Annotated in this window: 19 protein-coding genes; 1 reads left to right on the top strand and 18 read right to left on the bottom strand. The window is 67.9% G+C overall.

All coding sequences use genetic code 11. The features are described 5' to 3' along the window. Positions 1 to 20 precede the first annotated feature (20 nt). The 8 genes from G3M62_RS08160 to G3M62_RS08125 all read right to left on the bottom strand — a co-directional run bounded on the left by G3M62_RS08160 (position 21) and on the right by G3M62_RS08125 (position 12,271). Positions 21 to 2,060, bottom strand: coding sequence for a response regulator (locus tag G3M62_RS08160; RefSeq protein WP_165186128.1), 2,040 nt, complete (start codon positions 2,058 to 2,060; stop codon positions 21 to 23). Next, positions 2,057 to 7,900: a hybrid sensor histidine kinase/response regulator gene (locus G3M62_RS08155; protein WP_165186126.1), complete on the bottom strand. Its 5,844-nt coding sequence runs from the start codon at positions 7,898 to 7,900 to the stop codon at positions 2,057 to 2,059. Before G3M62_RS08155 ends, G3M62_RS08160 begins: the two co-directional genes overlap by 4 nt. A 194-nt stretch (positions 7,901 to 8,094) precedes the next feature. After that, complete coding sequence (locus G3M62_RS08150) at positions 8,095 to 8,550, bottom strand: hypothetical protein (protein WP_165186125.1); 456 nt, start codon at positions 8,548 to 8,550, stop codon at positions 8,095 to 8,097. A 4-nt stretch (positions 8,551 to 8,554) separates the two neighbouring features. Beyond that, a complete protein-coding gene (locus G3M62_RS08145) occupies positions 8,555 to 9,319 on the bottom strand; it encodes an ABC transporter ATP-binding protein (RefSeq protein WP_165186123.1) in 765 nt (254 codons plus the stop codon). Next, entirely contained in the window at positions 9,316 to 10,122 is an 807-nt protein-coding gene (locus G3M62_RS08140) for an MlaE family ABC transporter permease (RefSeq protein ID WP_165186122.1), read from the bottom strand. Before G3M62_RS08140 ends, G3M62_RS08145 begins: the two co-directional genes overlap by 4 nt. Position 10,123: 1 nt before the next feature. Beyond that, on the bottom strand, positions 10,124 to 10,642 hold the full coding sequence (mlaD, locus tag G3M62_RS08135) for an outer membrane lipid asymmetry maintenance protein MlaD (protein WP_165186120.1): 519 nt from the start codon (positions 10,640 to 10,642) through the stop codon (positions 10,124 to 10,126). Positions 10,643 to 10,697: 55 nt separating this feature from the next. Next, positions 10,698 to 11,345 carry an MlaC/ttg2D family ABC transporter substrate-binding protein gene (locus G3M62_RS08130; protein ID WP_425483841.1) on the bottom strand — a complete coding sequence of 216 codons (648 nt, stop codon included), beginning with the start codon at positions 11,343 to 11,345 and terminating at the stop codon, positions 10,698 to 10,700. 17 nt (positions 11,346 to 11,362) lie between these two features. Beyond that, positions 11,363 to 12,271, bottom strand: a complete 909-nt coding sequence (locus G3M62_RS08125) for an MlaA family lipoprotein (protein WP_246263518.1) — start codon at positions 12,269 to 12,271, stop codon at positions 11,363 to 11,365. A gap of 285 nt (positions 12,272 to 12,556) precedes the next feature. On the opposite strand from G3M62_RS08125, the gene G3M62_RS08120 reads away from it, so the two are divergent. Continuing rightward, positions 12,557 to 13,249, top strand: coding sequence for a hypothetical protein (locus G3M62_RS08120; protein WP_165186117.1), 693 nt, complete (start codon positions 12,557 to 12,559; stop codon positions 13,247 to 13,249). A 7-nt stretch (positions 13,250 to 13,256) separates the two neighbouring features. Here G3M62_RS08120 and G3M62_RS08115 read toward each other — a convergent pair whose 3' ends face one another. The 10 genes from G3M62_RS08115 to G3M62_RS08070 all read right to left on the bottom strand — a co-directional run bounded on the left by G3M62_RS08115 (position 13,257) and on the right by G3M62_RS08070 (position 23,633). Further along, positions 13,257 to 13,871 (bottom strand): hypothetical protein, encoded by a 615-nt coding sequence (locus tag G3M62_RS08115; RefSeq protein ID WP_165186115.1) that lies wholly within the window; start codon positions 13,869 to 13,871, stop codon positions 13,257 to 13,259. Positions 13,872 to 13,880: 9 nt separating this feature from the next. Beyond that, positions 13,881 to 14,858, bottom strand: a complete 978-nt coding sequence (locus G3M62_RS08110; protein WP_165186114.1) for a hypothetical protein — start codon at positions 14,856 to 14,858, stop codon at positions 13,881 to 13,883. 53 nt (positions 14,859 to 14,911) lie between these two features. Then, positions 14,912 to 15,973: a COG1470 family protein gene (locus G3M62_RS08105; RefSeq protein WP_165186112.1), complete on the bottom strand. Its 1,062-nt coding sequence runs from the start codon at positions 15,971 to 15,973 to the stop codon at positions 14,912 to 14,914. A 61-nt stretch (positions 15,974 to 16,034) separates the two neighbouring features. Next, positions 16,035 to 17,423, bottom strand: a complete 1,389-nt coding sequence (locus G3M62_RS08100) for a PASTA domain-containing protein (protein WP_165186111.1) — start codon at positions 17,421 to 17,423, stop codon at positions 16,035 to 16,037. A gap of 23 nt (positions 17,424 to 17,446) precedes the next feature. Beyond that, positions 17,447 to 18,025 (bottom strand): hypothetical protein, encoded by a 579-nt coding sequence (locus G3M62_RS08095; RefSeq protein WP_165186109.1) that lies wholly within the window; start codon positions 18,023 to 18,025, stop codon positions 17,447 to 17,449. A 2-nt stretch (positions 18,026 to 18,027) separates the two neighbouring features. Further along, on the bottom strand, positions 18,028 to 20,559 hold the full coding sequence (locus tag G3M62_RS08090) for a baseplate J/gp47 family protein (protein ID WP_165186107.1): 2,532 nt from the start codon (positions 20,557 to 20,559) through the stop codon (positions 18,028 to 18,030). Beyond that, entirely contained in the window at positions 20,559 to 20,996 is a 438-nt protein-coding gene (locus G3M62_RS08085) for a GPW/gp25 family protein (RefSeq protein ID WP_205691960.1), read from the bottom strand. Before G3M62_RS08085 ends, G3M62_RS08090 begins: the two co-directional genes overlap by 1 nt. 2 nt (positions 20,997 to 20,998) lie before the next feature. Further along, positions 20,999 to 21,343, bottom strand: coding sequence for a hypothetical protein (locus G3M62_RS08080; RefSeq protein ID WP_165186106.1), 345 nt, complete (start codon positions 21,341 to 21,343; stop codon positions 20,999 to 21,001). Between the two features lie 2 nt (positions 21,344 to 21,345). Then, entirely contained in the window at positions 21,346 to 22,860 is a 1,515-nt protein-coding gene (locus G3M62_RS08075) for a phage baseplate assembly protein V (RefSeq protein ID WP_165186104.1), read from the bottom strand. Further along, on the bottom strand, positions 22,857 to 23,633 hold the full coding sequence (locus G3M62_RS08070) for a CIS tube protein (protein WP_165186103.1): 777 nt from the start codon (positions 23,631 to 23,633) through the stop codon (positions 22,857 to 22,859). Before G3M62_RS08070 ends, G3M62_RS08075 begins: the two co-directional genes overlap by 4 nt. Between the last annotated feature and the right edge of the window lie 231 nt (positions 23,634 to 23,864).

The raw sequence follows: 23,864 nt of genomic DNA, 5'->3' as shown, positions 1-23,864 counted from the left end.
AGTCGCCGCGCACCGAAACCCTAGCCTCGCCGCACCTTGGCCGGCTCGGTCGCCGGGGCGTCGGCGTCCAGCACCGCGCGGATCTTGGCCGCCAGGGCCGGTCCCAGATAGGGTTTGTCGATCATCGGAAATTCGTTGGCCCAGGACGCCGCCTCGTCGCCCACATAACCGGAGGTCAGCAAAACCTTCAGTCCCGGCCGTTCCTTGATCGCGGCATGGGCCAGCTCGACGCCGTTGACGCCGCCGGGCATGACCACGTCGGAGAACAGCAGGTCAAAGCCCTTGCGGCCCTTCAGGCGTTTCAGGGCGGCCGCGGCCGTATCGGCCGTGGTGACCTGATAGCCCAGGCCTTCCAGTGTCTCGACCGCCATGGCCAGCACCGCCGGGTCGTCTTCGACGACCAGCATCCGCTCGGACCCGCGCACCGCTTCCGGGGTCTCACCGCCAGCGCCACGCTGGCTGAGCGCCGCCTGGCTGAGCGGCAGGGAAATCTCGAACACCGCGCCCTGCCCCGGCGTGCTGCTGACCGAGATCTCGCCCCCCGACTGGCGCACGAAGCCGTAGACCTGCGACAATCCCAGTCCCGATCCCTTGCCGATCTCCTTGGTCGTGAAGAACGGCTCGAAAATCCGCGAGGCCACGTCGGCGTCCATGCCCTGGCCGGTGTCGCGGACGGTCACCAGGATCTTGGGATCATTCCCGCCGACGAGCCGCGTGGCGACCGACAGGACGCCGCCGTTCTCCATGGCGTCGCGAGCGTTGACCGCCAGGTTCAACAGGGCGCTCTCGAACTGGGCGGGGTCCAGGTGAGCCGGCAGGAGCTCGGTCGTCAGGCCCAACTCGATGCTCACCGCCTCGCCGACCGCCTGGCGCATCAGGGGCGCGAAGTCGGCGATCAGGACATTGAGGTCGACGGTCAAGGGGTTCAGGCGTTGGCGGCGCGAGAAGGCCAGAAGCTGGCGGGTCAGCGCCCCGCCCTTCTCGGCCGCCAGGCGCACAGCGTCGATCTGCCGAGACAGCTCGTGCCGCTCGCCGGTTCGCCGCTTGATCAGCTCGATATTGCCCAGCACGACCGTCAGCAGGTTATTGAAGTCGTGGGCGACCCCGCCAGTCAGCTGGCCCACCGCCTCCATCTTGCGGGCGTGGCTCAGTTGCTCCTCCAGGCCGCGCCGCTCGGTGTTGTCCAGCAGCGTGCCGAACACCACCTGCCGCCCCCTTTCCTCATCGGACGCCAGGACGCCCTGGTCGATCAACGAACGATAGGAGCCATCGGCGCACTGCCAACGGTACTCGCAGCTGTAGGCGCCGGACTTGCGGGCCTCGGCCTGGGCGCGCACGACGATGTCGACGTCGTCAGGGTGGACCCGGCTGATGCCGAACTCGGCCGAGGCCAGGAAATCGTCGGCCGAAAAGCCGGTCAGTTCGATAACGTTGCCGCCCACGAACAGCGGCTCATACGGCGCGTCGGCGGTACGCGAGTGAAAGACCACCGGCAGGGCCCGGAGGATCGCCTCCTGGCGCTCCTGGGTACGACGCAGGGCCCGCTCGGCCGCCAGCTTCTCGGCGTGAATGCGGGCGTTCTCCTCGATCAGCAGGCGGCGGCTTTCCGACTGCTGTTCCAGTTCCAGGGTCTTGATGTGCAGGTCGACCAGCACCTGCACCTTGGAGCGCAGGATGAACGGGTCGACCGGCTTGAACACCACGTCGACGGCCCCGGCCGAATAGGCCTTGAAGATGTGGGCCTCGTCGCGGAACACCGCCGTCAGGAAGACGATGGGCACGTCGCGATTACGCCGCCGCTGGCGGATCAGTTCGGCCGTCTCGTAGCCGTCCATGCCGGGCATGTGCAGGTCCAGCAGGATCACCGCGAAGTCGTCGGTTAGCAGCCGGCGCAAGGCCTCCTCGCCAGATCGAGCAACCACCAGTTCCTGACCCAGGGTTTCCAGCGCCTGGATCGCGGCGAAGGCGTTGCGCTCATCGTCGTCGACGATGAGGATCCGCGTTCGCAGCCGATCCTCGGGCGGCGGAACCGCCTGATGCTTTACCGCGGGTACCGTCATTGCGCTGCGCTGTGGATGGCCACGACGTTGTCTCCGGCCAGGCGCTGGGCGTCGGTGCGCTGGACCGAAACCCGCAGGACCGAGATCAGCTGGTCGATGTCGACCGGCTTGGACACATAGTCCGACGCACCGGCCTGGATGCACTTCTGGCGGTCGCCCTTCATGGCCTTGGCGGTGACGGCGATCACCGGCAGGTCTGAGAACCGCGGTCGGGCCCGGATCTCGCGCATGGTCTCGTAGCCGTCCATGTCAGGCATCATGATGTCGACCAGCACCATATCCACCGCGGGCAGGCTGTCGAGCAGCTCCAAGCCTTCGCGACCGCTTTCGGCGTAGCGCAACTCGATGCCGTACTCCTCCAGCGCGCTGGCCAGCGAGAAGATGTTGCGGATGTCGTCGTCGATCACCACCGCCGTCAGACCCGTCAGGACGGCGTCGGCGTGGCGGCTGTGGGCGATCATCGCCTTGGCCGGGCTGGACAGGCGGTCCAGCGGCGCGTGCAGCGACATGGTGACGTGGTCGATCAACTGCTCGGGCGTGCGCGCCAAGCGCGCCAGGCCCGAGAACACCGCCAGGCGCAGTCGACGGTCCTCCTCGGGATCCAGGTCGTCCGGCGCGTAGAGCACCGCCACGCCCGACGCCGTACCGCGCTGCTTCAGCGTGTCGATGAACGGGCCGACCGGTCCCGCGCCAACGTCGATCACCAGGCAACCGCCTTCGCCGGTGAAGGCCTCGTCGGGCAGGTCCGACAGGACGGCCACGACCTTCACCGCGCCGATGGTGTCGCGCAGGGTGTCAGCCGCCTGGCCCCCGCCCCCCGCCGGGCCGCCGACCAGGATCGGGGCGCGACCGGTCTCGGCGACCAGCTTCTTGACCTTCTCCAGGGTCGAGGCCACCGCCTCGCGTTCCACCGGCTTGCTGGTGAAGCCGAAGGCGCCCATCGACAGGCCAAGGCCCCCGTGGTCGTCGGCCGAGATCACCTGCACCGGGATGTGGCGCGTGTCGGGCGTGCGCTTGAGCAGGTCCAGCAGGGCCAGGCCGTCCATGTCGGGCAGGCCGATGTCCAGCATGATGGCGTCGGGCGTGAATCGCCGAGCCAGGGACGGCACGGCCGAACCTTCGCCGGTGACCACGCCCTTGAAGCCCCCGTCGCGCACCAGCGACAACAGGATCGAGGCGAAGCGGGTGTCGTCCTCGACGATCAGGATCACCGCGTCGCCCGGCTCGATCTGCTCGCGGTCGTCGACCACGGTCTCGGCCGGCTCGGCCGATCCGGCCTCCATCGTCGACAGGCGGAAGGTCTGGACCGGCGAAGTGGCCGGGCGCAGCGGCTGGCTTGATTGCGACTGGGCCGCCGGACTGAAGTTCAGCGGCAGATAGAGGGTGAAGGTGCTGCCCTGCCCCGGCGTCGAGACGACCCGCAGCTCGCCGCCGAGCAGACGGGTGATTTCACGGCTGATCGACAGGCCCAGGCCCGTGCCGCCGTATTTGCGGCTGGTGGTGCCGTCGGCCTGCTGGAAGGCCTCGAAGATGATCCGCTGCTTGTCTTCGGGGATGCCGATGCCGGTGTCCTCGACCGAGAAGGCCAGCACCTGACCGGCCTTGTTCAGGTGGTCGTTGCCCAGCGCCCAGCCGTTCTCGGCCCGGGCGATCGACAGGCGCACCGAACCGGCCTGAGTGAACTTGAAGGCGTTGGACAGCAGGTTCTTGATCACCTGCTGCAGGCGCTTGTCATCGGTGTACATCGAGCGCGGCAAGGCCGGGTCGATGTTGACGAAGAAGTCCAGCTTCTTGTCCTGGGCCAGCTGCGAGAACGTGCGGTCGGTCTGGTCGCGCAGGGAGGCGAACGACATCTCGCCGATGTCGAGGGTGACCGTGCCGCTCTCGATCTTCGACAGGTCGAGAATGTCGTTGATCAGGCCCAGCAGGTCGGCGCCGGCGCTGTGGATGTTGCGGGCGAACTCCACCTGCTTGGCGCTGAGATTGCCTTGCGCGTTCTCGCTGAGCATCTTGGACAGGATCAGCAGGCTGTTGAGCGGCGTGCGCAGTTCGTGGCTCATATTGGCCAGGAATTCGGACTTGTACTTGGAGGTCAGGGCCAGCTGCTCGGCCTTTTCCTCCAGCGCCGCCTTGGCCTGCTCGACCTCGGTGTTCTTGGCTTCCACCTGCTTGTTCTGGGCCGACAGCAGGACCGCCTTGTCCTCCAGCTCGGCGTTGGTCTGCTGCAGTTCGTCCTGCTTGGAACGCAGAAGTTCCTCGGACTGACGAAGCGACGCGGCCTGCAGTTCCAGGCGGTCGTTGGTCTTCTTCAGCTCTTCCTGCTGCGCCTGGAGCTCGGAGGTCAGCAGTTGGGATTGTTCGAGCAGCCCCTCGGTCCGCATGTTAGCGGCGATGGTCGACAACACGATGCCGATGGATTCCATCAGTTGGTCGAGGAAGGCCTGCTGGGTCTCGTTGAAGGTCCCGAAGGTGGCCAGCTCGATCACCGCCTTCAGCTCGCCTTCGAACAGGGCGGGCAGGACGATGATGTTCTGCGGCGCGGCCTCGCCCAGGCCCGAGCTGATCTTGATGTATTCGGACGGGACGTTGGTCAGCAGGATGCGCTGGCGCTCGGCGGCGCACTGGCCGATCAGTCCCTCGCGCTGACGCAGACGCGCCGGCGGCCGGTCGCCGGGATTGGAGGCGTAGCTGGCGGCCAGGTTCAGCACCGACTCGCCGTTCACATCGTGGTCGGAAACGTAGAACACGCCGTGCTGGGCGTTGATCAGCGGGGCCAGTTCCGACAGCACCAGGTTCGACACGGTCGACAGGTCGCGCTCGCCCTGCAGCATGCGGCTGAACCGGGCCAGGTTGGTCTTCAGCCAGTCCTGCTCGGTGTTCTTCAACGTCTGATCCTTCAAGTTCCGGATCATCTCGTTGATGTTGTCCTTCAGGGCCGCGACTTCGCCGGACGCTTCCACGGTGATCGACCGCGTCAGGTCGCCCTTGGTCACGGCGGTGGACACCTCGGCGATCGCGCGGACCTGGGTGGTCAGGTTGGCGGCCAGTTCGTTGACGTTGTCGGTCAGGTCCCGCCACAGGCCCGCGGCGCCGGGCACCCGCGCCTGGCCGCCCAGCTTGCCTTCCGAACCCACTTCCCGGGCCACGTTGGTCACCTGGTCGGCGAAGGTGGCCAGGGTCTCGATCATGCCGTTGATGGTGTCGGCCAGCGAGGCGATCTCGCCCTTGGCGTCCAGAGTCAGCTTGCGCTTCAGGTTGCCTTGGGCCACGGCGGTGACGACGTCGGCGATGTTCCGCACCTGGCCGGTCAGGTTGGCGGCCATCATGTTGACGTTGTCGGTGAGGTCCTTCCAGGTGCCGGCCACGCCTGGCACGGCGGCCTGACCGCCCAGCTTGCCCTCGGTGCCGACTTCCCGCGCCACCCGCGTCACTTCCGACGCGAAGCCGTTCAACTGATCGACCATGACGTTGATGGTCGACTTCAGCTCCAGGATTTCGCCGCGCACGTCGACGGTGATCTTCTTGGACAGGTCGCCCTTGGCGACGGCTGTGGTGACGTCGGCGATGTTACGGACCTGGCCGGTCAGGTTGGCGGCCATGAAGTTGACGTTGTCGGTCAGGTCCTTCCAGGTGCCGGCCACGCCCTTCACCTGGGCCTGACCGCCCAGCTTGCCTTCGGTGCCCACTTCCCGCGCCACGCGGGTCACTTCCGAGCTGAACGAATTGAGCTGGTCCACCATGACGTTGATGGTGTTCTTCAGCTCCAGGATCTCGCCGCGCACGTCGACGGTGATCTTCTTGCTGAGGTCGCCCATGGCGACGGCGGTGGTCACCTCGGCGATGTTCCGCACCTGGCCGGTCAGGTTGCCGGCCATCAGATTGACGTTGTCGGTCAGCTCCTTCCAGGTGCCGGCGACACCCTTGACCTGGGCTTGACCGCCCAGCTTGCCCTCGGTGCCGACTTCCCGCGCCACCCGCGTCACTTCCGACGCGAAGCCGTTCAACTGATCGACCATGACGTTGATGGTGTTCTTCAGCTCCAGAATCTCGCCCTTGACGTCGACGGTGATCTTCTTGGAGAGGTCGCCGTTGGCGACGGCGGTGGTCACCTCGGCGATGTTGCGGACCTGGCCCGTCAGGTTGCCGGCCATGAAGTTGACGTTGTCGGTGAGGTCCTTCCAGGTGCCGCCGACGCCCTTGACCTGCGCCTGACCGCCCAGCTTGCCTTCGGTGCCGACTTCGCGCGCCACCCGGGTCACTTCCGAACTGAACGAGTTCAACTGGTCCACCATGGTGTTGATGGTGTTCTTCAGCTCCAGGATCTCGCCGCGCACGTCGACGGTGATCTTCTTGCTGAGGTCGCCCATGGCGACGGCGGTGGTCACCTCGGCGATGTTACGAACCTGGCCGGTCAGGTTGCCGGCCATCAGGTTGACGTTGTCGGTCAGCTCCTTCCAGGTGCCGCCCACGCCGGTGACGTTGGCCTGGCCGCCCAGCTTGCCTTCCGTGCCCACTTCCCGCGCCACCCGGGTCACTTCCGAGGCGAAGGCGTTCAGCTGGTCCACCATGACGTTGATGGTGTTCTTCAGCTCCAGCACCTCGCCCTTCACGTCCACGGTGATCTTCTTGGACAGGTCGCCCATGGCGACGGCGGTGGTCACCTCTGCAATGTTCCGGACTTGGCCCGTCAGGTTGCCGGCCATGAGGTTGACGTTGTCGGTCAGGTCCTTCCAGGTGCCGGCCACGCCTTCCACGCGGGCCTGACCGCCCAGCTTGCCTTCCGTGCCCACTTCCCGCGCCACGCGGGTCACTTCCGAAGCGAAGCTGTTGAGCTGGTCCACCATGGTGTTGATGGTGTTCTTCAGCTCCAGCACCTCGCCCTTCACGTCCACGGTGATCTTGCGCGAAAGGTCGCCGCGGGCCACGGCGGTGGTCACCTCGGCGATGTTGCGGACCTGGCCGGTCAGGTTGCCGGCCATGAGGTTGACGTTGTCGGTCAGCTCTTTCCAGGTACCGGCCACGCCCTTGACGTTGGCCTGGCCGCCCAGCTTGCCCTCGGTGCCCACTTCCCGCGCCACGCGGGTCACTTCCGAAGCGAAGCTGTTGAGCTGGTCCACCATGGTGTTGATGGTGTTCTTCAGCTCCAGCACCTCGCCCTTCACGTCCACGGTGATCTTGCGGCTCAAGTCGCCGTTGGCGACAGCGGTGGTCACCTCGGCGATGTTCCGGACTTGGCCCGTCAGGTTGGCGGCCATCAGGTTGACGTTGTCGGTCAGGTCCTTCCAGGTGCCGGCCACGCCCTTCACCTGCGCCTGACCGCCCAACTTGCCTTCGGTGCCGACTTCCCGCGCCACCCGGGTCACTTCCGAAGCGAACGAGCCCAGCTGGCCCACCATGGTGTTGACGACCTTGCCGATGCGCAGGAACTCGCCACGCAACGGGCGCTCCTCGTTCTCCAGGTCCATGGTCTGGCTGAGGTCGCCCTTGGCGGTGGCCCCGATCACGCGGGCCATTTCAGCGGTCGGGTGGACCATGTCGGTGATCAGGTTGTTGACCGCCTCGACGCTGGCCGCCCACGAGCCGGTGGCGCCCGGCAAGCGGGCGCGATGGTTGATCTTGCCCTGTTTGCCGACGACGTCGCCGAGCCGCTCGAACTCTTTGCTGATTTGATCGTTGAGATTGACGGCGTCGTTGAACGCTTCGGCCAGTTCACCGTCCAGGCCGGACAGGTCGGTAGGCAGCCGCACTGAGAAGTCGCCGCGCCGGAAGGCGCGCAGGGCGGCCAGGAGCTGGTGGTTGTCGAGCCCGCGCTGCTGGGCCTTGGACTGTGCCGCCGGCATAGGAATACTCCACGTCGAAATCGTTCGATCTGCGTGGGTGGCGCTGATTGGGCAGGCGATCCAGGCTCTGAAGGCGGTTTACGCCATCTACAACCTAGACCGGTCCCCATGACCCCCCGAACGGGTCCAACGCGGGGGCAAATCTTTGGTTCCGCTTTCACGGTGAAGCTTTTCGACGGCGACGATCAGGGCGCTCAGCGCGCCATCTTCGCCCGGGCCGAGGCCTCCACCTGGTCGACCCCACGCAGGGCGTCGCCGGAGGCTTCGAGCTGGCTCTTGAAGACGTGCAGGTCGCCGGTGTCGATATGGCGAACCTTCTTGTCGCGCGCCCACTCCAGCCCGATCATCTGGCCCAGACGGCAAGCCTTGGGCAGCAAGGCGGCCTGCTCCGTGGGGCCGCCCCGCACCAGCAACTTGCCGACGATGTCGTTCCAGTTCGGCGAGCCGGGAAAGCAGAATGGCAGGTGATCGCAGTCACCGGTCCAGAACCGCCTGTACCAGCGCTGATGCAATTGCGTGTCGAACCGCAGGGCCGCCGGATTGAGCTGGTCCCGGCAGTCGGCGCGGACATAGTCCTGGGCTTGAGCTTCGCCGGCCCATGCGAACGTCAGCGCCGCCAGCAGCGCCACACCTTCCCGAAAGCCCGCCATCAGCCTAGACGGCGCTCGCCATCGGACCATCGGCGCGTCCGTCGACGAACTGGCGCACATAGGGATTGTCGGTGCGGTCCAGCTCGGCCGGCGCGCCGCGCCAGACGATCTTGCCGTTGTGCAGCATGGCGATCTCGTCGCCGATCGTCCGGGCCGAGGCCAGATCGTGAGTGATAGACACCGCCGTGCAGCCCAGTCCCCGCACCTGGTCGACGATCAGTTCGTTGATCGCCGCCGAGGTGATCGGATCGAGGCCCGTGGTCGGCTCGTCGAAGAAGATGATCTCGGGATTGGCCACCACCGCCCGCGCCAGACCCACCCGCTTCTGCATGCCGCCCGAAAGCTCGGACGGATAGGAGTCGGCGACATGCGCGCCCAGGTGGACCCGGCTCAGGGCCTCGATCGCCCGCGCCTTGGCCTCCTTGCGGGGCACGCCGTCGGCGTTGATCAGGCGGAAGGCGACGTTCTCCCAGACGCTGAGGCTGTCGAACAACGCCGCGCCCTGGAAGAGCACGCCGATGCGCTCGAACAGCTTGCGACGCGCCGCGCCGCCGACGCCGACCATGTCCTCGCCGTCGACCAGCACCTGGCCGGCGTCGGGGCGCACCAGGCCCATGGCGACCTTGATCGTCACCGACTTGCCCTGGCCGGACCCGCCGATGATCACCAGCGACCGGCCGGCCGCGACGCTGAGATCCAGCCCGTCCAGGACCGGACTGTCGAAGCGCTTGCGAACGCCCTTCCACTCGAGTTTGGGGATTTCGGTCATGCGTTGGTGAACAGCGTTGTGAGGAAGTAGTCGGAGGCGAAGATCAGGATCGCCGAGGACACCACCGCGTGGGTGGTCGCCCGGCCCACGCCCCGCGCGCCGCCCTTGGCGTTGTAGCCGTGATAGCAGCCCATCAAGGCGACGATGAAGCCGAACACGGCGGCCTTGATCAGGCCCGATCCGACGTCCCAGCCTTGGATGAAGTTGGCGGTGTTACGGATATAGACCGCCGAGTTGAAGTCGAGGATCCGCACCGCCACCAGCCAACCGCCGGCCACGCCGATGATGTCGGCGATCAGGGTCAGCAGAGGCAGAACCAGGGTCGCGGCCAACAGACGCGGCGCGACCAGATAGCGGAACGGATCGGTCGACAGCGTGCGCATGGCGTCGATCTGTTCGGTGGCGCGCATGGCCCCGATCTCGGCGGCGATGGCGGCCGACACCCGGCCGGCCAGCATCAGGGCCGCCAGCACGGGCCCCAGCTCACGCGTGATGCCCAGGGCGACGATTTGCGGCATCACCTGCTCGGCGTTGAAGCGCCCGCCGCCGGTATAGATGTTCAAACCCAGGGCCGCGCCGGTGAAGATCGCCGTCAGGCCCACCACCGGCAGCGAGAAGAAGCCGATGGAGACCAGTTGGCGCAGCAACTGGTTCGGGAACCACGGCGGACTGAACACCGAGATCACGCCGCGCAGGGCGAAGACCCCTACTCCGCCCACCATGCGCAGAGCGCCGAGCGTCGAGCGCCCGATGGTGCGGAACGGTTTGAAGACCGCGGGAATGGCCGCGTCGGCCGCGGCCATCTCAGTAGCTGTCCGGAGCCGTGGCGGCGGGGTTCGCCGCGGGCGCCGCGCCAGCCGCCGGCGCGGTGTCGCCACCCTGCGGCCGCATCACCGAACCGATGAGACCAAACAGGTCGACCGCGCCCTGGGTGTTGTCGATTTCGCCGCCCGCCTTGATGTCGTCGGCCGCGCCGCCCGGCGCGATCGCCACGTGGACGCCGCCCAACAGGCTGTCGCTGGTGATCTTCGCCGTGGAGTCCGACGGCAGCTTGACGTCCGGATCCAGGCTCAGCTTGGTCACGGCCAGAAAAGTCTTCGGGTCCAAGGTGATCTGCGAGACCGTGCCGACCTTGACGCCCGCGACGCTGACCGCGGCGCCCGGCGCCAGCGAACCCACCTGGCCGAACTTGGCCGTGACATCATAGCCGCCTGGCTTGCTGCCGACGCCGCCGACGCTCAGCGAGTAGACCAAAAACCCCGCCGCGAGGACGAGGACGAGGAAACCCATCAAGGTTTCGGCCCATTGTTCGCGCAAGCCCATATCCTTTCGAAGCCCTGCGAGGCGGGTCGCCCGAACGACCGCCTCGCCCCTAGTGTTATCGCGACGCGGGACGCTGGGCGTCACGCTGGAGTTGGCCGATCAGCACGTCGATATTGCCGCCGGCGTTGTCGATGGTCGACACGAAGTCCTGCTGCTGGGTGATCGCCAGCCACACGCCCTTGAACTGGACGTCGACGACCTTCCACGAGGTCCCGCCGCCCATCACGCGCCAAGCCACCGGCAACGGTTGGCCCACCTGGCCGCCCGAGATCGTGGTGTTGACGATCACGTCGCCCGGCTTGCGGACGATCGACCCCGTCACCTTCAAGACCTCGCCGTGATAGTCGCTGATACGATTCTGGTACACGCTTTCGGCATAGGCGCGGAACGCCGTGGCGAAGCGCTGGCGCTGATCCGGCGTGACCGTGCGGGCATACTTGCCCAGCACGAAATTGGTGATCTTCGGCACGTCGGCCAGTTCGTCGATGGCCTGGTGGAAGGTGGCCTTCTTTTGGGCGACGCTCTCGCTCTTGTCGGCCAGCACCGTGATCACCCGCTGGGCGCGGGTCTGCACGAACTGCTCGGCCTGCGGATCGCGCGCCGACTGCGCCAGGGCGGGACGCGCCTGGGTCAGAGCGCCCAGGCCAACCATGGCGACCAGGGCCAGTTGCGCGAAACGGCGGGTGGGGCGAGCGTCAGTCATGGGCATATCCGGCGAAATCATTGGGGTGTCGAAGGAGCCGGCTCCGAGGGAGCGGGCGGCGTATCAGACGGCGGGGCGGCGGCGGGCTCGCTCGACGACGTGACGTCGTCGAAGTCGGGAAGCGCCTGCACCTCGCCCGTCGCCTCGCGCACGAAGGCCTCGCGATGCTGCCCGTAGGCCGAGCGGGCGGTAATATAGGGATCGACCGAGTCGTCCAACGCCCGGAACGCGCCGTCGGCGTTGGTGCGCGTGTCGATCGTCTGCACGACCAGGCGCGTCGCGCCGAACGTGGTCCGCCAGCCGCCACCGGCGATACCGACCGGATCGGTGAAGAAATCGAACACGCGCCCGACCCCGTCGCGGAAGTTGGAAGGTCCGATGACCGGCACATAGAGATAAGGTCCGGCCTTGACCCCGTAGCGGCCGAAAGTCTGACCGAAATCGGCGTCATGGGCTCGGATGCCCATGCCGGAGGCGACATCGAACAAGCCCAGCACGCCAATGGTCGAATTGATCACGAACCGCGCCGAAGACCTGCCAGCCCGCTTGGGCTTGCCCTGCAGGACGTCGTTCAGCACCGTGCTGGGCTCGCCCAGATTATAGACGACGGCGCTGACCCGATGCCGAAGCGGCGTTGGCGTCACGGCCACGTAGCCGTGCGAAAGAGGACGCAGCACGGCGCGATCGACGCCCATGCTCAAGGCGAAACTGCCACGGTTGAAACCCTCAAGCGGGTCGTACGCCGTCTGCGCCACGTCGGCGGCCGCATCCGGCGCCGCGACTAGCGGGATTGGCGTTTCGGTGACGGTTTGGGCGTGCGCGGACGATGCCGTCGCTGAAACACCACCCGCGACAAGCAGGGCCAGAGCCGCCGTCATGGTTCGCAGATTCGCGCTCAAGTGCTGATTTTTCCTCAGAATCTTCATGCCCAACGCGCCAATCATTCCTGTCACCCGCCGGAGACCGGCAGGTGGCATGTAGGCGGTTAGCCAAGCTAAGCAAGGGTTCGTGAGTCTGTCGAACGTGATCCGCGTACGGAAACCGCGTGACCGTTCAAATCATGACGCTTTGGGGCAACACCCGATGCACGCCGATCCACGCGCCGCCGCGGGCCAGTAATCGCTAAAGCTCAACCTTAAATCAATACAAGGTTTATCTTGTCGCGATGGTGGAGATTAGGCAAGGTTCATGCCTCAACGCGGGACCTCCCCATGGACCGTTTGCGTGCGCCGTTTTTCTGGCTGGCCGGCTTTGTCCTGCTCGTGGCCCTTCTCATAGAATGCGCCTCGGCCTTCATGCTCGCCGCCGTCCATCAGGCCGGCTTCGAAGCTTCCACGCCAGGGTTGGGCATTCGCTACCTGCCGGTGCTGGATGGCCTGCTCCTCTACACCGTCCTGCTGATGGGCCTGGGTATCCTGCTGTCGCGCAGCGTGATCGGACGGATACAAGGCATCGTCACCCTGGTGATCGCCTTCTTTGGTCTGCTGGGCGCGATCGTCATGGCGTTGGCGGCCCTGGGGCTGCTGATCCTGATGATCACCCTGCTGGTGGCGGTGCCGTTCGGAACGATCGCCTATTTCGCCGCCTTCGCCGATTTTCCGACCGGCGCGGCGACGGCGACCCTGGGGCTGATCCTGGTCCTCAAGATCGTCTTCTGCATCCTGCTGATCCTCGCCCACCAGCGGTTCCTGCAGAACAAGGGCATCGTCATTCTGAGCGCCGTGTCGATCGGACTGACCCTGCTCCAGTCGTTCCTGATCGACTTTCCGCCCGGCTTCCTGGCCAGCATCACCGACGCCATAGGCGCGCTGATCATCGCCATCGTCGGCGCGGTCTGGCTGCTGGTCCTGCTGATCGGATCACTGCTGGCGATGATCTCGGCGATCCGAACGGTGCGGGTCTAAACGCGACTCAGCGGATCGACACCGTCGCTGTCTCGCCGCCCATCGGCACGACCGAGATCGCCCCGCCCGTCCGATAGATCACGGCCGAGACGTCATCGTCGTTCTTGCGGCAGCGCAGCTTGTCGTCGCCGATCGAGCGAGCCTTGCGCCAGGGATCGCCGCAAGCTTCGGCGTCGTCTGCTGCCACGACCGCGTCCTGCGGGCATAGACAGACGACCTGATCACAGGTCTCCCCCTTCCCGGCCACGCAATGATAGGTCGCGATCGCCGCCCGGCCGGCCACCAGCCGCAGACGGGCGATGCGCATGGCCTTGTCGGCCGGCGCCACCGCCAGCTGCCCGGGCTTGTCGGCCTCGAGGCCCGAGCCGGCCTGGCCCGAGATCTCGACCGGGGTCTTCAGCAGCTTGGGCGCGAACGGACGCGACAGGCGGCCCATGATCGCGGCCATGGGCGGCGGCTCCCAGCTCGCCAGGGCGTCATCGTCGATCTCGCCATTGCTCTTGGTGGGCGGCCCGTGCGCCGACGGCGGCGCGGGCGGCGTGGTGGCGCGATAGACGGCCATGCCGATCGCCACGACGAAGCCGATGACCACCAGGATCAGGACAATGATGACGACCTTCATCGACGCGGCTCAGCCATAACCGGCCACCATGATCGCCACGAACGCGGTCCCCAGACCCAACACGCCGACCACCGACAGGACGATCGCCAGCGGCCAGGGCCAGCAGACCCAGCCCGTCACCGTGCCGCTGCCGTCCATGAATACCTGGCCGGTCCGGTCCGACGGATTGGCGATGCCGTAGGCCATCACCTCCCACGGATTGTCGAAATAGGTCCACCAGGTGATGGCGTCGCCGATCCGGCGGCTGGAATCGATCAGGCCCGCGATCAGCGCCGGGATGATGGTCAGCGCCATCCAGCCGACATAGGAGAACCAGAAGAACGGCCCGAGAATCCGGTTCTGCCAGATGTGGATCGACTCGTGCCGGAACAGATCCGACGACGGCCCCCAACTGCCGGTGTTGCTCATCACCGCGCCCTGGGTGAAGGCGAAACCCCGCTTCACCGCGAACCCATCCACATAGCGGTGGGCGTCCTTGCGGATTTCGGTGGCGTCGTCGCCGTGATTGCCCCAGGCGAAGTTGATCAAGTGCATCAGCACGCCGTTGGTGTTGCCGCCCAGCCCCCAGGTGACGTCCAGCAGGAAGGCCGGCGCGCCCAGGCCCAGCCATTTGTGGGTCGCCCACAGCCCGTCGAACAGGCCGACAAGCCCCCCGACCACCAGGGCGATCCATAGCAGGGCGTCCACCCCGATCACCGGATGGCCGAAGCCCAGGGAGATCAGGTTCACCACGCCCGGCCAGATGAAGAACAGCAGACTGGTGACCGTAATCGCCGCATCGGAGTCCCCGCCGATGCTGAGCATGATGCTGATGAAGGTCCTAGCCAGAAAGGCGCCGAACGTCGCCGTGAGGAAAGTCTCCAGCGCCCGCCAGAGCGAGTCCGCGCCGTCGCCTTTCACCAGCCGGACGATCAGGGCCAGGATCGCCCCGACTAGGCCGAACGCCAACGATCCGAGGATCGCTTCGAGAGAGAAAATCCGCTCCATGAACTTGATCTCCTTGCGGGCCCCGCTCGCCATCGGGGCCCGTCGGTTGGGCGCTAGCGCGGGGTCAAGACGATCTTCGGGCGCGTAATCGGTCGCGGCGTCAGCACGATCTTCGGCCTGCAGGCCTGATAGCGCGACGGACCCGCCGCGTTCTCCTGGGCCACCACCGTGCGTCGTTCACCGCTCACGCAGACGTGGTCGTTGGGAAAGCCGTCACGCCAGACATAGCCCATCAGGCAGGTATCCGGGCCGTAGGGACCGCCGTTCGGGTTACGACGAGCGGCCGCCTGACTGTTTTCCACGGCGGCCAGATACCGCGACTCCGGCGTGACGCAGACCCGGTCGTCGGGACCGCCCGCGCGCCAGACGAAGCCCTCGATGCAGGTTCCGACCGCCGGGTCGCAAACGGCGTTAGCCTGATCGGTCGGCGGTTCTTCCGGCACGACCACCGGCAGAGGCGTCGCGACGGTCAGTTGCACCGGCTCGGTCTTCTTGGCCTTGGTGTCAGCGGCCGGCGTCTGATCCAGCACCGTCTCGGGCGGCTTCTCGCCGGTCTCCTTGTCGGCTCGCTTGACGGTCTTGTAGCCGGCCTTGTCGAGCACCTTGACGGCCTCGGCATAGGGTTGGCCCACGACGCTGGGAACCTTGGATCCGCCGGTCAGCACCACGATGGCGATGATCGCGCCGATCACCAGCACCAGCACCCCACCGACCACCGCCAGGATCCACCAGGGGAAGGGCTTTGGTTTTGGCGGCGGAGCGCTGGCGGCGGGAACGGTGACCGTCGCCGCCGTGCTGTCGGTGCTGTCGTTGTCGGGATCGTTGACATTGGTCGCCCGCAGCTTGATCCGATGCTGGCCCGGCGGCGTCGCGGCTGGGATCTTGGCGACCACGGTCACCGTCTGATTCTCACCCGCCGCGACCGGCCGTTCCGGCTCCCCCTGGACCGAATACCACTCGGGCTTGCCGTCGCCCTGGACCTGGACGCTGAACCGCGCGGTCAGGCCCTCCCCGGTCTTGTTGGTGACGCCGAAGACGGCGCTGCCCTTGTGGAAACCGCCCTCCTTCTTCAGGGCGACGGTCGTGGGGCCGTCCGGAATCTCGAAACTCGGCATGTGTTGATCCCTCGTTGTCACCAAGGCGGAGCGAGCCCCTGGCCCGCTCCGCGGCGGGTCGTCACTTCGGCTGCAAGGTCCTCACGTTGGGCGTCAGCACCTTGGTTCCCCTCACCTGGTTGCTGAAGGTCAGGACCTGCAGGTCCACCACCGAACGGCAGAGCACGCTGGCGTTGATGTTGGCCGTGGCGCTGGCGATCGTGATGTTCACCCTGGTGCCCTGGGCGACCTTGGTCTTCGGCTCGATGCTCTGGGCGACGATCATGTTCGGCGTCCCGCGGCAGCTGGAGCTGATCGACCCGATGTCAGCCCCGGCGTTCTTCAGGGCCTGAATGCCCGCGATCCCGTTGATCTGGGGGGTGATCAGGTTGGGCACGATGACGCCGGGATCGATGGTCAGCCGCACGACGCTGCCCTTGGGGGCCTTGGTGTCGCCGACCGGATCCTGAACCAGCACGGCGTCCGGCTGCTTGCCCGAAGCCTGTCCGACCACCGGCGAGGCGACGGTGAACCCGCGATCCTCCAACAGGGCTTGGGCGGCGACGAACGGCTTGCCGAGGACGACCGGCACGTCCACCGTCTCGCCGACGGCCACCGTCAGTTTGACCTCGATCGTCTTGGGATCGGCCTGTTCATCCGCCGCCGGTTCCTGCTTGAACACCAGGCCAGGGCTCTTGTCGCTGGAGACCTCCTCGATCGCCGGTCCGGCCTTGAAGCCGCTCTTTTCCAGCGCGGCGACAGCGGTCGGATAATCCAGTCCGGTCACGCCGGGCACAGCGACCGTCGGCACGCCCGCGACGGTCAGCTTGACCTTCACCGTCTTGGGATCGGCCTTCGTCCCGCCTTCGGGATCCTGCTTGAACACCTTGTCCAAGGGCTTGTCCGGCGCGGCCTCCCTGATCTCCGGCTCGGCCGCGTAGCCCTTCTCCTTCAGCGCGGCGACGGCGGCGGGATAGTCCAGCCCGACGACCTTCGGCACCTTCGAACCGCCGTTCATCACGACGACGGCGATGATCACTCCGATCACCAGCACCAGCACGCCGCCGACCACCGCCAGGATCCACATCGGGAAGGGCTTCTTCTTGGCCGGCGGCTTGGCGACGGCCGGGATCGTGACGATCGCCGCCGCGCTCTCGGTGCTGTCATTGTCGGGATCGTTGACGTTCGTGGCTCTCAGCTTGATCCGATGCTGGCCAGCCGGGGTCGCGGCGGGGATCTTGGCCACCACCGTGACCGTCTGGGTCTCACCGGCCGCGACGGGCCGCTCGGGCTCGCCCTGCACCGAATACCATTCGGCCTTGCCGTTACCCTGGACCTGAACGCTGAACCGGCCGGTCAACCCTTCTCCGGTCTTGTTGGTGACGCCGAACACGGCCGTTCCCTTGTGGAATCCGGCCTCCGTCTTCAGGGCGACGGTCGTGGGGCCGTCCGGAATCTCGAAACTCGGCATGGCGTTCGTCCTCGTGCTCGCGATCAGGCTGCGGAAAATTCGATTTCGTAGGTCGTGTAAGCAGGACGCTCTTCGTCGACGATTCGACGCACTAGGTCGGCCAGAGGGCGCGCGGCCACCGGGGCGACGACGCGCAGATGGAAGCTACGGGCGACGCCCTTGAGGTCCGGCGGGTTCTCCTGCACCGCGTAGCCGGATACCCCGGTCGCCACGGTCAGGATGCGTTCGAGGGTTCGGCGGGTGCCGCGCCAGCGCGCCAGTTCGGCCGCCTCCAGGCAGAGCAACCGCAGCCGGCCTAGCCCCGCGGCGTAGCGCGGCGCGCCCTCGCCCGGGCGGCCGCCGGTCCAGTCCAGGTAGCGGTCCAGGTCCAGCCAGCGCGCCAGCATCAGGGCGAAGCTTGGCGGCGCGCGCATCGGATCGATGCGGGCGTCCAGGGTCGCCAGGGCCTCCTCGGCCGGCGCCTGCAGCACCTCCATCACCTCCAGCACCGCGGCCAGGGGCTTCTTCCGAACCACGGCGGCCGGGTCGCTGGACGGTATCTCTGGCGGGATGGCCGCCTGGTAAGTCTCGGGCAGCAGGCGGGCGATACGGGCGCGATCCATCGTCAGCCCCCCGTATCGTCGTCGATCACCACCGACAGGTGGTGCTCGTCGGCGCAGTAGAGCCAGTTGGGCGGCAGCGGGATGCGGTCGGTGAACACCGTGGCCGAGGCGGTGGCGAAATGCAGCGCGCCGTCCAGGCTGCGATAGACGCCCATCGGACCACCGGCGAACACCATGGGCGTCCCGCTCGCCACGGGCGCCGCCGCCACGCTGGACACCACGTGCAGCAACCGCTCGGTGTCCCGGATCGGCAGACCGGCGTCGAGCGGCGCGGCGCGCCAGGCCGGCGCGGCCACCGTGGTGTCCAGCGCCAGCACGCCTCCACGGTTCGAGCCGGCGAACACCCACTGGTCGGCGAAGGCCAGGCCTTCGCAAGAGCCGCCCTGCCAGCCGACATTGAACGGCTTGAAGCCCTCGGGATCGTCGGCTCCGCCCGAGCGCAGTTCCACCCGGAACGCGCCGGAGCCCTGCTGCCCCGCCTCGGCCGCCGCCCCCGCCCACAAGAAGTCGCGGGCGTTGAAGCGCTGCACCGACAGGCTGCGGATGTCCTGTCCCGAAAGGCCGATCGAATGGAAGCTGTCGGACACCCCGCCCAGGGCCGACAGATAGACCCCGCCCTTGACCCGCGCGGCCACCGCCACCTGGACGACCCCGGCCGACGACACCGAGGTGGCCACCGCGTAGAAGCCCTTGGTGTCGCGAGTCTTGTCGACCACCACAGGCGCCGGTCCGGCGTCGCCGAACGGCTTGAGCTGGCGCAGCCCCTCCCCCGTGGCGATCAACAGCAGGGGCGAGCCCTCGCGATCGACCCAGTCGGCGTCCGACACGTCGCTGTTGAACACCGCGGCCTCGGTCTTCCAGGTCTCGCCGCAGTCACGAGACACATGGATGGCGCCGCCAGCCTTGCGCACAACGCCCAGGGCGACTAGGCCCGGCCGGTCGCGATGACGGCGCACGAACAGCGGCCGGTCGCCGTCGGCCTTGAACACCACCGACCAGGTGCCGCCGTCGTCGAGGCTGCGGTGCAGGCCCTGGTTGGTGGCCGCGAACCAGGTGCGCGCCTGATGGGGATCGCGCAGCAGGTCCGACACGTCCCGATCCGGCGCCTCGCCGATCGTCAGCTTAAGTTGGTCGGCGTAACGCACGCTGGGGTCGGCCAGCATGGCCTCGTAGACATCCGACGCGCGCAACATCTGGCCGAACGGCTCGTCGCGCAGCGGTGAGAACAGCTTGTTGAGGCGAACGCGAAGCCGAGCCTCGACCGCTGGCGCGTCCTCCTCTCGGCTGACCACCACGCGGGCCGCCACCGACACCGGCCGCACGCGCGCCCAGCCCACCGAGGTCTGCACGCCCAGCGGTCGACGCTGGTCGACGGCGCCCTGCACGCGCGTCCGGACCTCCTCGGTACGCTGGTCGATCACCGCCTGAGCCGTGATCGCGCCGTCGGGCAGCTTGGTGAGATCCACATCCGGCACCAGCAGGATCTCCACCACGCCCGGCGCCGCATGGGCCCAGACTTGCGATTGGGCGTAGGCCTTGGCCCGCGCCACTGAGCGGTCGGCGATCGCCAGGCGCTCGAAATCCCGTGCCGTAACCGCGCAGCGCATCGAGGTCAGCTCCAAAGGGCCACGGCGCATCGCGGCCTGAATGCTCTCGGCGTCGGCGCCGCCGGCGGCGCGCTTGGCGTTGGTCACCGCCAGGTCGGGGATCGGCGTCTTGAAGACCGTGAGCGCGCCGGGCGCCACATTGCCGGCCCGTCCTCCGCCGCCGCGATACCAGACCCGGATGTCACGCCCCAGGGCGGGCACGGCCGACAGCGGCGTCGAGCCCTCGCCGGTCCCGGCGGGCGCGAACTGGATGCGGCCCATGGCGCGATCGACGCGATAGACACAGTCGGTCGGGGCGGCGTCGGCGAAGCTGACCACCTCCCGCCAGATCCGATAGCTCCTGTCGCCCAGGGTGCGCGACACCGCCCCATCGGCCAATTCGGCGCTCTGCGCCTCGACGCCGACGATCAGGTCCAGGCCGTCGCCCGACGCGGCGATGATTGGAGGACGCTTGATCTGCACGCTCTGGCCGGGCGCGCCCGTTCCTGTTCCGACCGACTCCGCCTCGGTCAGGTCGCAGTGGAGAGCTGGCGCGTCGACGCTCTTCTGGTCGGCGGCCAGCACCGCCGCCTGGGTCACCACGAAGGTCACCGAGCCATCGCTGGTTGCGATACGCGCGCCAGCCGGGATCGTGACCCGCGCATTGCCGTTGGTGCGCGTGAAGGTCAGCGTCGCCGCCGCCGCGGCCGGAGGGTGGACCTGGGCGCCGACCAGGTTCAGCAGGCTGACGTAGAGCTTCTCCGGCACGCGATTGAGCCGGTACAGCATCGTGTCGGTCAGATAGGCGAAAGTCTCCAGCAGGGTGATGCCCGGATCGCTGGGATTGCGATCGGTCCATTCCGGGCACGAGCGATCAATGACCTTGACGGCGTCGGCCATCAGATCGGCGAAGCTGCGGTCGTCCAGCTTGGGCGTGGGCAGCGGCATCAGGCGGCCTCCCCGCGCAGGTCGAGGGCGAATTCCAGCTGGCCAGGCTGGTTGCTGCTGCGCATCCGGTAGTCCAGCGACACCACCAGCTGGCTGGGCGCGGCGGGATCGACGCCGGCGTCCAGCCGCACGATCTCGATCCTCGGCTCCCACCGCTTGAGCGACTGGCGCACATAGTGGATGGCCAGCCCCGCCGTCGTGGCGTCGTTGGGCGCGAACATCAGCCGATGCAGCGGACAGCCATAGCTGGGCCTCATGACCCGCTCGCCGGGGATGGTGGTCAGCAGCAGGATGATCGCCTGACGCACCGCGTCGTGACCGCTGACATCGGCCAGCCGCCCGGCCGGCGACAGGATCAGTCCCGCCGGCCGCCGCAGCTCGGACGTCGCCCCGCCCAGCTCCGCGCCCTCGAACCGGATGCCCCGCACGGTCTTCATGCTCACCCTCCCGCCGCCACGAGGCGTTGGCCGGGGTCGACCACGCGATAATTGACCGTGCCCGGCGGCGACCCGTCGGTAAGTCCCGTCACCGAGTCCAGGCACACCGCCCGACCGCCGATGGTGACGAAGCGCGAATAGCCTTCCTTGACGACCAGGGTCGTCAGGCAGGGTCGCAGGCCGATGACCGGATTGGCGTTCGGACAGGCCGAGATCGGCCGCGACTGCGGATTGGGGTTCACCAGCGCCAACCGGTCCTTGATCCGCACCAGGGTCTGAGTCGGGGCGATGCCCACCCGGCCGCCATGATCGCAGACCAGCGTCGCGTCCTGGGTCAACCACAGCATGCTCAGCCCTCCTCGAACGCGACGGCGGCGGCGCGGATGGTCAGCCGGCGGCCCGGGGCCTCGATGACCAGGTCGCCACTGGCCCGCAGGCGCGAGCCGCCGGGGCCGAACTCGATCAAGCCGCCCGCGCGCGTCTCCAGCCGGGCCAAGGCGTCGACACTGTCCAGGGTCAAGACCTGACCGCCCGGCGTCCGCACGGTGAAGGCTCGGGCGCCGGCCGCCCTGGCCCCGCGCACGCCGGGCGCGACACGCTCGCCGTAGAGACCGCCCAGCACCACGCCGCGCGCCGGATCGCCGTCCGGAAACACCACCAGCACGTCGTCGTCCGGCTCCGGCAGGATCGCCACGCCCTTCTCGGCGCCTGCGCCCAGCAGCAACACCGACATCCAGCCGGTCTCGACATCGCCCAACACCGGCAGCCGAGCCCGCACCCGCGCCAGACCGGCCGGGTCGTCGGCGTCGGTCACCCGACCCAGGGTAAAGGCCGGCGCGCGGGGACGGTCGGGACGTGTCGGCGGCTCGGTCGAGATCTCGACCACATAGCCGCGCGCTTCCTCGAACCGATGCAGGGCGCGGGTCACCACGCAGCGGCCGTCGACCAGATCGCCGACGCCCTCAAGGTTCACCGGCCGACCGGGCCGCAGGTGAGTGTCGCCCTCGACCGTCGCGTCCAGCAGCACGGCGCGAGCCACGGCCCGGTCGAGATCCGCCTGGGCCAGGCTCTCGGCCTCGGCGGCGTCGGCGGCCAGGCGGTTGAACAAGGTCCGCCCCCCCAGATCCGGAAAGGCCGTCAGCCCGCCGTCGCGCAGTTCCTCGGCGTCCTGGCGAGCCAGTCCGGCCCGGGCGTTGGCGGCGACAGCGCGAGAGGGGTCCCATGACTGGGCGCCGGTCCAGGGACGGAGCGAATCCGCGCCCGCCGAGGCGCGGGCCTGGATGATCTCCCGCCGCATCCGCAGCGGGATCGGATCCCCCTCGCCGGCCAGACTGATCAGCCGCAGCTCATCCCCCTCCAGCGCCAGATAGAGGCCGGCGTCGCGCGCCAGGTCGACCACCAGGTCGAAGTCGTTCTGGTCGTGCTGGATGATCAGGGCGCGGGTCGGCGGATGCTCGGCGCAGTGGAAATCCAGACCCAGGTCGCTGGCCATCTGGCCCGCCAGATCCGCGACCGTCGTGTCGATCACGGCCCGAGCCCGCTGGCGCAGACGCGCCCTGTGCAGCTTGTCGAGCGCGCGCAGCCGCACGACCCGCCCCTGAGCGGCGTCGTGCTGATACTCCACCGCGGTGATCTCGCCCTCGAATAAATCGCCCGAGCCGTCGACCGCGAAGGCCAACGCCGCGCCCAGGCGCAGGCTGGTCAGCGTATCGGCCGGCGGATCGGCGAACACCAGTTCGGCCATGGCCGGGGCGTTCAAGGCCTGGCGCACGAAGGCCGACACCGCATAACGCCCCAAGGCGGGGTCCAGTGGCGCGCCGTCCAAGCGGGCCCGCAGCGGACGATTGGCGAAGATCGAAGTCATGCCCGCGCCTCCAACAGGGTCGTCAGGGACGGCAGCACGATGGTCGTGCCCTCCGGGATGTTCAGGGGATCGTCGACACCGTTGTAGGCGGCGACGTCGGGCCATAGGGCGGGATCGCCATAGCCGTCGTCGGCCACTTGATCGAAGCGCTTCAGCGGCAGGCCTTCATTGTCGACCGGCATGTCGACGGCCGGAAATTGGTCGACCGAACCACCGTCGAGATCGGACGGCGCCTCGAACTGTGGGGTGACCGGGCGGGCGGGCGCCGGGCGCGGCTCGGAATCCTCGACGCGTCGCAGGCGCAGGCTCAGCCACGAACGGCGAGGCGCACCGTCGGCGTTGAACCGCTCCAGGCGCTCGGACACGTGCAGCACCACGCCGGGAATGTTCCAGGACTTGCCCCAGATGAACCGCACCGTGGGCGGGGCGGCGAAACCATCTGCCGCGACGGCGTTCTCGGTGAGGTCCCAAAGTGGCCGGGTCAAAGCTCGGACGTCATCGTCCTCGGCCGGGCCCTGGCCGTCTTCCGGCGCGGTCGACGGGCGGCCTTCGCGGGCGACCTCGACGTCGAACAGCAGGTTCAAGTCGTATTCGGTGACCCCGCCGCCGGTGGCGATCAGGGGGTCCTCGGATCGCGCCACCCCGGTCAGGAAGCCGCCGCCGGCCGCCCGCGTCCGCACGCCGGCGGTGCGCCGCGCTTCGAGGTTCTCGGGATTGAGCAGGCACGAGATCCGCTCGCCCGACCGCTCCAGCAGGAAGGCTACACGCTCCATCGGCCCTCCTCCTGCTCACGCGCCAACTGATCCCAGCGCGGAGTCGGGGCTTCCACCGCGAGCGGCGGCGCAAATGTGGATGGCGGCAGCGCCGGCCAGCGGTCGTCCGGCGACACCTCGGCGAAGTGCGAGCGGCGCGAAGGCGTCTGGCGCGACGTCGCGTAGGTCGGTCGCTTGTCGGCGGAGTCTGGTTCGCGATTAGGCGACCACGCGCTCGAAGGCCAGCGCGCC

Source organism: Caulobacter soli (assembly GCF_011045195.1).
GTDB classification, from domain to species: Bacteria; Pseudomonadota; Alphaproteobacteria; order Caulobacterales; family Caulobacteraceae; genus Caulobacter; species Caulobacter soli.
The sequence above is the reverse complement of the archived record's forward strand: the minus strand, read 5'-3'. Positions and strand labels throughout refer to the sequence as shown.

Excerpts from the sequence above, each read along its gene's own strand:
- G3M62_RS08125 (WP_246263518.1), bottom strand. The coding sequence starts at position 12,271 with ATGAAGATTCTGAGGAAAAATCAGCACTTGAGCGCGAATCTGCGAACC.
- G3M62_RS08140 (WP_165186122.1), bottom strand. The coding sequence starts at position 10,122 with ATGGCCGCGGCCGACGCGGCCATTCCCGCGGTCTTCAAACCGTTCCGC.
- G3M62_RS08100 (WP_165186111.1), bottom strand. The coding sequence starts at position 17,423 with ATGCCGAGTTTCGAGATTCCGGACGGCCCCACGACCGTCGCCCTGAAG.
- G3M62_RS08105 (WP_165186112.1), bottom strand. The coding sequence starts at position 15,973 with ATGCCGAGTTTCGAGATTCCGGACGGCCCCACGACCGTCGCCCTGAAG.
- G3M62_RS08155 (WP_165186126.1), bottom strand. The coding sequence starts at position 7,900 with ATGCCGGCGGCACAGTCCAAGGCCCAGCAGCGCGGGCTCGACAACCAC.
- G3M62_RS08110 (WP_165186114.1), bottom strand. The coding sequence starts at position 14,858 with ATGGAGCGGATTTTCTCTCTCGAAGCGATCCTCGGATCGTTGGCGTTC.
- G3M62_RS08150 (WP_165186125.1), bottom strand. The coding sequence starts at position 8,550 with ATGGCGGGCTTTCGGGAAGGTGTGGCGCTGCTGGCGGCGCTGACGTTC.
- G3M62_RS08070 (WP_165186103.1), bottom strand. The coding sequence starts at position 23,633 with ATGGAGCGTGTAGCCTTCCTGCTGGAGCGGTCGGGCGAGCGGATCTCG.
- G3M62_RS08130 (WP_425483841.1), bottom strand. The coding sequence starts at position 11,345 with ATGACTGACGCTCGCCCCACCCGCCGTTTCGCGCAACTGGCCCTGGTC.
- G3M62_RS08160 (WP_165186128.1), bottom strand. The coding sequence starts at position 2,060 with ATGACGGTACCCGCGGTAAAGCATCAGGCGGTTCCGCCGCCCGAGGAT.
- G3M62_RS08120 (WP_165186117.1), top strand. The coding sequence starts at position 12,557 with ATGGACCGTTTGCGTGCGCCGTTTTTCTGGCTGGCCGGCTTTGTCCTG.
- G3M62_RS08095 (WP_165186109.1), bottom strand. The coding sequence starts at position 18,025 with ATGGATCGCGCCCGTATCGCCCGCCTGCTGCCCGAGACTTACCAGGCG.
- G3M62_RS08115 (WP_165186115.1), bottom strand. The coding sequence starts at position 13,871 with ATGAAGGTCGTCATCATTGTCCTGATCCTGGTGGTCATCGGCTTCGTC.
- G3M62_RS08090 (WP_165186107.1), bottom strand. The coding sequence starts at position 20,559 with ATGCCGCTGCCCACGCCCAAGCTGGACGACCGCAGCTTCGCCGATCTG.
- G3M62_RS08085 (WP_205691960.1), bottom strand. The coding sequence starts at position 20,996 with ATGAAGACCGTGCGGGGCATCCGGTTCGAGGGCGCGGAGCTGGGCGGG.
- G3M62_RS08075 (WP_165186104.1), bottom strand. The coding sequence starts at position 22,860 with ATGACTTCGATCTTCGCCAATCGTCCGCTGCGGGCCCGCTTGGACGGC.
- G3M62_RS08080 (WP_165186106.1), bottom strand. The coding sequence starts at position 21,343 with ATGCTGTGGTTGACCCAGGACGCGACGCTGGTCTGCGATCATGGCGGC.
- mlaD (WP_165186120.1), bottom strand. The coding sequence starts at position 10,642 with ATGGGCTTGCGCGAACAATGGGCCGAAACCTTGATGGGTTTCCTCGTC.
- G3M62_RS08145 (WP_165186123.1), bottom strand. The coding sequence starts at position 9,319 with ATGACCGAAATCCCCAAACTCGAGTGGAAGGGCGTTCGCAAGCGCTTC.